Below are 6,608 nucleotides of genomic sequence, written 5' to 3'. Positions count from 1 at the left end.
AACCAACGGGAGGAACCGGAGGAACCGGAGGCGGACACTTCTCAACGCACTCCGGCTTCACGCAGCCCGGATCCGGCAGGCCCGGACCGGCCCAGTGAATCTCCAAGGGCGTACCGGAGTGGTAGCGGTGTCCGTCGTCCTCCTGGGAAGGCCAGGTGCACGGCTCCCGGAACCGATTGCCCTCGGGGTCCTGGGGGTCGTGGTTTGGGTCGGGATTGGCCGGAAGCCGGTTCCAGTCCCAGCAGTGATAGCCGTAACCGCGGTCCGCGTCGAGGTTCCAGTCGGTGAGAGGGACCGGGCCCCCGCCTTCGCCGCCGTCCGGGAAGCGGGTCGCGAGCCACATCGTGTAGGTGGTCATGGTGATAAGGTCGCCGAGGTTGTTCGTCGGCGTGATGTCGCAGTCGATTACGTCAGCCGTGGCTGTCGATACCGTCTGGGCCGTGGGTGTCGGTGCTGTCGCTGTCTCAAGACGGTCCCGGATGTCCGCCGATGGCGTGATGCCGCGGAAGAGCGCCCTCGGACCGGCCTCCTCGCCGTGTGGACCGGCTGTCGCGGGACATGTCTCGGTGGCCGTCTTGGCCCCGTCCGGGTACTGCCATGGATGGCGGAACTCATCAGTCTCGTGCTCGTAGGGGTACTTGAGATCGCGGGCCGGAGTCGTCGTATCTTCGTTCGGCCCCGGATCGAGGAGGCCACCGAAGATGTCACCGGCGTCGGTCAGCAGATCTTGCCACCCAACGCGCAGCCGGTTGCCCACTCTTATCAGTGACTGATCGATTTCGTCCTGCGTCGGCATCAGGTATCCGGTGCGTACCAGGACTGCCCGGAAGTACTTGAGAAGATAGAACAACGGCAGTTCGAGCGCGTAGTACAGACCCGTTCGCAACGGGTAGGTGACGACGTCAGCGATGATCGCCCAGGGCAGCGTCGCGAGGTAGATGGCGACCTGCACGACATAGCCAAGCGCGTTGATGACCGAGAGTACGAAGTCGAGTAGGTCGTCCCAGAAGTCGCCCCCGTCGTCAGGTCCGGGTGGCTGGTCGCCGGCCGGGTCGCTGGGTGTCGGGAAGTCGAGGTTGGGAAACCACTCCGGCGGCGGCGGAGGCTCGTGCTTGAATCCGTCCACAGTGGTGAGCTTGAGGAATCGGAACAGTAAATCGTACGTATTCTGTACGAGTTCTGTGTCGGGACGTCCGTCGTTTCCTCGCAAGATCGCCGGATGTGGCACCCCCGGCGCGTAGTAGATGTCCGTTATCGTCTTGATTAGGAGATCCGCTAGATCGGGACTTAGCTTCGAATCGATGTCCAGCGTTCTGCGGCGCACGTAATTGTCCCGCAGGGTGTCGCCGACAGGAAATGATGGCCGCGCTACGGGGGCGCCCTCATCGCGGCCTTCGCCGAAGGCGATGTCGAAGTACAGCGCCGACTCGGTCAGCTCGTCGTACCCGGGCGTGTTGCGCGGAGCCGCCGAGTCGTCGTCGTTCAGGTACCAGTGCGCGTCGGCGTGGTTCTCCACCAGGTGATGGCGTTGCCAGTGCACCCGGAACGGCCCGCCGGCGACCTGGTTGACGAACGCGTGCGCCACCGTGTCGGCGGCCACATGACTGAGGTAGCCGAGCGCGTAGGCCTTGTGCTCGTCGGATTCGTTGGACACGGCATTGCGCCACAAGGCCTGGGCGAAGGCGCCGGTCTGCCGATAGTGCAGCATGTCCGACCAGAAGTAGGCTTGCTCGTCGTAGCCGTGGTTGAGGCCGAGGGAGAAAAACTCCAGGATATCTCCTTGCTGGGTCACGAAATCGGCCAGCGCGTTGGTGAGGATCGCAGACAGCTCGCCGGAAATATTGCCTACGCTTTCGGACAGGCCGCCGGTGAGTCGGCTGAGCTCTTCGGCCGTGTCTTCAGAGATCGGACCCAGGTACTTCTCATATTTGGTGATGTACGGGTCCAAGGCGCTGTAGACGCTTTCGACGAAGTTGAGAACTGTCACCAGCACGCTCGACACTGGGAAACGCACGCCGCCGACTATCTGGTCCCTAAAGTCCGCCAGAAAGAAGAACAGGTCGGGTCCGATCGCCCCCAGCGCGGCGAAATTCGGATGTTCTCGTAGGAGATCCGCCAGTTCGCTCGCCTCCGGTCCGGACCACTCCGGGTCTATTCGGTCGCTTCCGACGATGTGGAAACCGTCGTCGAGCGCGCGTGCCGCGTGTCGAGCCGCACTCATATGGATGTAGGGGCCGGGCATCGCGTCCACCTCCGATCTCGGTACGCGCGGCCATCTCCGCTCACCGCAGTGTCAGGTTCACCTCCTGCCGCTATGCGCAACCTGGTGTGAATACGGACGTACAGGCTAGACACAGTCCGTCCCCGCGACATGCGCGGACCAAACTGCTACTTGGGTCTCGTCCATGGCAACTTTGGTTGTGGGGCGTACGTAGCGTCTCTAGTACTCCAGTGACATTTCGCGATTCGGGTGTTGGGAGGGGTGATACGCGGACGGCCACTGCTCGACCACCGACCGGTGAGCTGTTCGCCGACCGCAAACCGCTCGACTGGTCGCCATCACCAAACCCCACTTGATTCCTTGAACGTTGCGTCCGTACGGCTGGCGAGGCCTCGAATCAGTGCCCAGCCCGACGGCCGCCGAGGCCAGCTCGTCGTGGCGGACCAGCAGTGGGCCAGCGGCCGCCGTCACGGCACACACCGCACACAGCGCTGCGCCGCCGATCGGCTTGCGCAGGCTGACGGCGTCTACTTGAGAGTCAGGCCGCAGTGCGTTGCCAAAGCGGGCGCCGAACCCGTAGACAGCCTCGGGACGTCATGATCGCGCTCGCAGAGGCGGATCCGGCTGACAAGGTCGAGGTGTACCGGCAGCTCGTGCTGCGGTTGACCTGCCGCCCGAATACACGAACGGCGTAGGCCAAGGGCCTACGCCGTCAAGATCAAGTGTCCGAGGGGGGACTTGAACCCCCACGCCCTATGCGGGCACTAGCACCTCAAGCTAGCGCGTCTGCCATTCCGCCACTCGGACCTGCTGCGCCTTCGGGGAGCAGACGAGGCGTAGAAGCCTCGCCGCCTGCCCCGCGGCACGGAGAATGACTGTACACCCCCGCCGTCGATCATGCGACACGGCACGGGGTCGGCGTGTCGCCCTCCGCCGAGAACCCCGCCGGACCCACCGGAAAACCCCGCCCGACACGCCGGTGGGCCGGGAAGCGGTGCGAGACGCTTCCCGGCCCACCGGATCGAGTGTCAGGGGTGGGAGTCCGGCGATCAATGACCGAAGATGCTGACGCCCCCCGGCCCGACCAGCAGGCCGACGATGATCAGCACGATGCCCCACAGCACCTGCGAGCGCAGCAGCGCCACGATGCCGGAAACGACCAGTACCACGGCGAGGATCCATAGAAGAAGAGCCATGACCTTTGTTTTCCCTTCCCTCCGAATGGCAAACGTCGATCTAAAGGTCCTCCGGCCTGGTCGTCCGGCCGGCGACGGCATCGAGGATCTTGTCGACGACGCCGACGGCCGGGTCGACCACTTTGTTGGCCGGGGGAGTGACTGGGGTGGCTGGGTGTGGTCGGGTGGGTGCCGCCTCGTACGCGATCTCCACCCGGTTACCGAGCCGGATCAGTTCGTTCTCGTCGCACACCGCGCGCAGCCGCGGAAAGATCTCGAGTGAGGCCCGCTGGGTGTGGTGGCGTGCGAGCCGCGTGACGGCATCGACGACTCCGACGTACTCCGGGTCGTCGGGGGTCATGCGGCGCAGTTGTTGGAGTGTGTGGAGCATCTCCCTGTCCTCGTCCAGTTCCTGGTCGACGAGGTGGGCGCCGTCCGGGAGCGCCGCCCGCACGGTGGGGTACAGATACTGTTCCTCTGCCGACAGATGCCGCGACAGCGTCGCGACCAGGACCTCGGCGAGCTGGCCCGTTGCCGGGGAGTCCGCTGGCGACTCCCGTAGCCGGGCGCACAGCTCCGAAATCTCGTGATGGTCGTCGACCAGGATGTCGACCATGCTCCGCCCGCCGGGACGTACGTCACTGTCGCTGACCGCGAACGCGGGCGGTAGCGGGGGCAGTGGCGCGGGCATGGCCTGGTCTCCTTCGGTCTCGATGACGTACGTGATCGATACCCGGGCCGGGTGAAGGGCAAACAGCCGCGGCTGGGTACGGCCGACATCGAGACATGACGGCGGCGTCGTGGGGGTCCGGAAAGGCCGTCACAGAAAGTACGAAATCTGTAAAACCCTTTTCGCTAATCGCCAATTCCGCGTATGTCAATTGGCCACTCTCCGTGCGCTAATGGACGTTACCCCTCGGTAACCCTTTCGTTGCACGGAGTGAGGTCCATCATGAGCCTCGTTCGCCCCGGCCTGCTCGCCCTCACGTTGGGCCTGGCCACCGCAGTCGTCTCCACCACTCCCGCCCTCGCGGCGGTCGGACCCCCGCCCAGTTCAATGGCGAGCATGGGCGACTCCATCACCCGCGGCTTCAACGCCTGCGGCTGGTACGTCGACTGCCCGTCGCGCTCGTACAGCACCGGCGACGACAGCGGCATCAACAGTCACTACCTGCGTATCCGCGCCAAGAACGCCGCGATCGGCGGCCACAACTACAACGACGCCAAGAGCGGCGCCAAGGCCGCCGACATGCCCGGACAGGCGGGCACGGCGGTGGCCCAGCACGTGCAGTACGTCACCATGCTCATCGGTGCCAACGACGCCTGTACCAGTTCTGAGTCGACGATGACGTCGGTCAGCGCGTTCCGTGGCTCAGTCGATCGGGCGCTGGGCACGCTCAAAGCCGGCCTGCCCGACGCGAAAGTGCTGCTCATCAGTGTCCCTGACGTCAAGCGCCTGTGGTCTGTCGGCAAGGACAACGCGGCCGCCCGTACGGCGTGGTCGACGTTCGGGATCTGCCAGTCGCTGTTGGCCAACCCGACTTCGACCGCGGCCGCCGACGCCGCTCGGCGGGACCGGGTACGCCAACGTGTTATCGACTTCAACACCCAGCTGGCCGAGGCGTGCGCCGCGTACGGGCCGAACTGTGCCTTCGACCACAACGCCGTCTTCGGCTACCCGTTCGCGCTGTCCCAGGTGTCCACCTGGGACTACTTCCACCCGAACGCCACCGGACAGGCGGTCCTGGCCCAGGTCTCGTACGCGGCCGGGTTCGACTGGTAACAACCGCACGCGGAACCGGCCCCGGCCGCCGCCAGGCGCGTCCGAGCTGTCAGCCCCCTGGTAAGAAAGGGGGTATGACCTCACCAGACGCCCCGGCCGCGGCCGGTAGCCCTGTTCGTGCCGTCGACGAGGTGGTCGAGATCTGCCGGGACCTCCTGCGCATCGACACCACCAACACCGGCGACACCACCACCTGCGCCGGGGAGCGGGTCGCCGCCGAGTACGTGGCGGCCAAGCTGGCCGAGGTGGGCCTCGAGCCGGAGATCCGCGAGAGCGCGACGGGGCGGACCAACGTGGTGGCCCGCTACGAGGGCGCCGACCCGGGTCGGGGCGCGCTGCTGGTGCACGGTCACCTCGACGTCGTACCGGCGGACGCCAGCGAATGGTCGGTCCACCCGTTGTCGGGCGAGATCAAGGACGGCTACGTGTGGGGCCGTGGCGCGATCGACATGAAGGACTTCGACGCCATGACCCTCGCCGTCGTGCGGCAGTGGCGGCGTGAGGGCCGGGTGCCGCCCCGCGACCTCGTACTGGCGTTCCTCGCCGACGAGGAAGCGGGTGGCCGCTACGGCGCGCACTACCTGGTCGACAACCACCCGGAGCTGTTCGAGGGCTGTACCGAGGCGATCGGTGAGGTCGGCGGCTTCTCCTACACCGTCGACGACAACCTGCGGCTCTACCTGGTCGAAACGGCCGAGAAGGGCATGGAGTGGCTTCGTCTGATCGCGCGCGGCCGGCCCGGCCACGGCTCGATGGTCAACGACGACAACGCGATCACCGCGTTGAGCGAGGCCGTGGCGCGGCTCGGTCGTCACCGCTTCCCGATCGCCGTCACCGACACGGTACGGACGTTTCTGAGCGAGGTCGCCGAGGCGCTGGACATCGAGCTGGACCTCGACGACCCTGAGGCGGCCATCGCCAAGCTCGGCCCGATCGCCACGATCATCGGTGCGACGGTGCGCAACATCGCCAACCCGACCCGGCTCGACGCCGGGTACAAGGAGAACGTGATCCCGGGCCGGGCCGTCGCGACCGTCGACTGCCGTACCCTGCCCGGCCAGGAGGAGATCTTCGCCGAGCAGCTGCGGGCGGTGGTCGGCCCGGACATCGACATCGAGTACATCGAGCGCCAGATTCCCTGGGAGACGACGTTCGACGGCCCGCTGGTCGAGGCGATGGGCGCCGCGCTGCGCGCGGAGGACCCGGCGGCGCGGGCGGTGCCCTACATGCTGTCCGCGGGCACCGACGCGAAGGCCTTCATCAAGCTGGGCATCCGGTGCTTCGGCTTCGCTCCGCTGCGGCTGCCGGCGGATCTGAACTTCGGCGCGCTGTTTCACGGCATCGACGAGCGCGTGCCCGTGGACGGACTACAGTTCGGCGTGCGCGTGCTCGACCGGTTCCTGGCCGCGAGCTGACGATCCGAAACCCA

5 protein-coding genes and 1 tRNA gene are annotated in these 6,608 nt (G+C 66.3%); 2 read left to right on the top strand and 4 right to left on the bottom strand.

From position 1 onward, the window contains the following. The 4 genes from HC031_RS21235 to HC031_RS21220 all read right to left on the bottom strand — a co-directional run. Nucleotides 1–2,242: zinc dependent phospholipase C family protein (locus tag HC031_RS21235; protein ID WP_167927117.1), on the bottom strand; the 2,242-nt coding region annotated here is incomplete at its 3' end. A gap of 702 nt (nt 2,243–2,944) precedes the next feature. Continuing rightward, nucleotides 2,945–3,028, bottom strand: a tRNA-Leu gene (locus tag HC031_RS21230). Between the two features lie 242 nt (nt 3,029–3,270). Then, nucleotides 3,271–3,417, bottom strand: coding sequence for a GPGG-motif small membrane protein (locus HC031_RS21225; protein ID WP_167927116.1), 147 nt, complete (start codon nt 3,415–3,417; stop codon nt 3,271–3,273). A gap of 40 nt (nt 3,418–3,457) precedes the next feature. Next, entirely contained in the window at nt 3,458–4,087 is a 630-nt protein-coding gene (locus HC031_RS21220) for a hemerythrin domain-containing protein (RefSeq protein WP_167927115.1), read from the bottom strand. A 261-nt stretch (nt 4,088–4,348) separates the two neighbouring features. Between HC031_RS21220 and HC031_RS21215 the strand changes: the two genes are divergently transcribed. Together HC031_RS21215 and HC031_RS21210 are read left to right on the top strand one after the other, a co-directional pair. Next, nucleotides 4,349–5,179, top strand: a complete 831-nt coding sequence (locus tag HC031_RS21215; protein WP_167927114.1) for an SGNH/GDSL hydrolase family protein — start codon at nt 4,349–4,351, stop codon at nt 5,177–5,179. Nucleotides 5,180–5,253: 74 nt separating this feature from the next. Then, nucleotides 5,254–6,594: a M20/M25/M40 family metallo-hydrolase gene (locus HC031_RS21210; RefSeq protein WP_167927113.1), complete on the top strand. Its 1,341-nt coding sequence runs from the start codon at nt 5,254–5,256 to the stop codon at nt 6,592–6,594. Nucleotides 6,595–6,608: the final 14 nt, after the last annotated feature.

It is taken from the genome of Planosporangium thailandense, from assembly GCF_011947195.1.
GTDB lineage: Bacteria > Actinomycetota > Actinomycetes > Mycobacteriales > Micromonosporaceae > Planosporangium > Planosporangium thailandense.
This window is presented reverse-complemented; position numbering and strand designations above follow the sequence as displayed.

Coding starts and splice junctions, on each gene's coding strand:
- HC031_RS21210 (WP_167927113.1), top strand. CDS start 5,254: ATGACCTCACCAGACGCCCCGGCCGCGGCCGGTAGCCCTGTTCGTGCC.
- HC031_RS21220 (WP_167927115.1), bottom strand. CDS start 4,087: ATGCCCGCGCCACTGCCCCCGCTACCGCCCGCGTTCGCGGTCAGCGAC.
- HC031_RS21225 (WP_167927116.1), bottom strand. CDS start 3,417: ATGGCTCTTCTTCTATGGATCCTCGCCGTGGTACTGGTCGTTTCCGGC.
- HC031_RS21215 (WP_167927114.1), top strand. CDS start 4,349: ATGAGCCTCGTTCGCCCCGGCCTGCTCGCCCTCACGTTGGGCCTGGCC.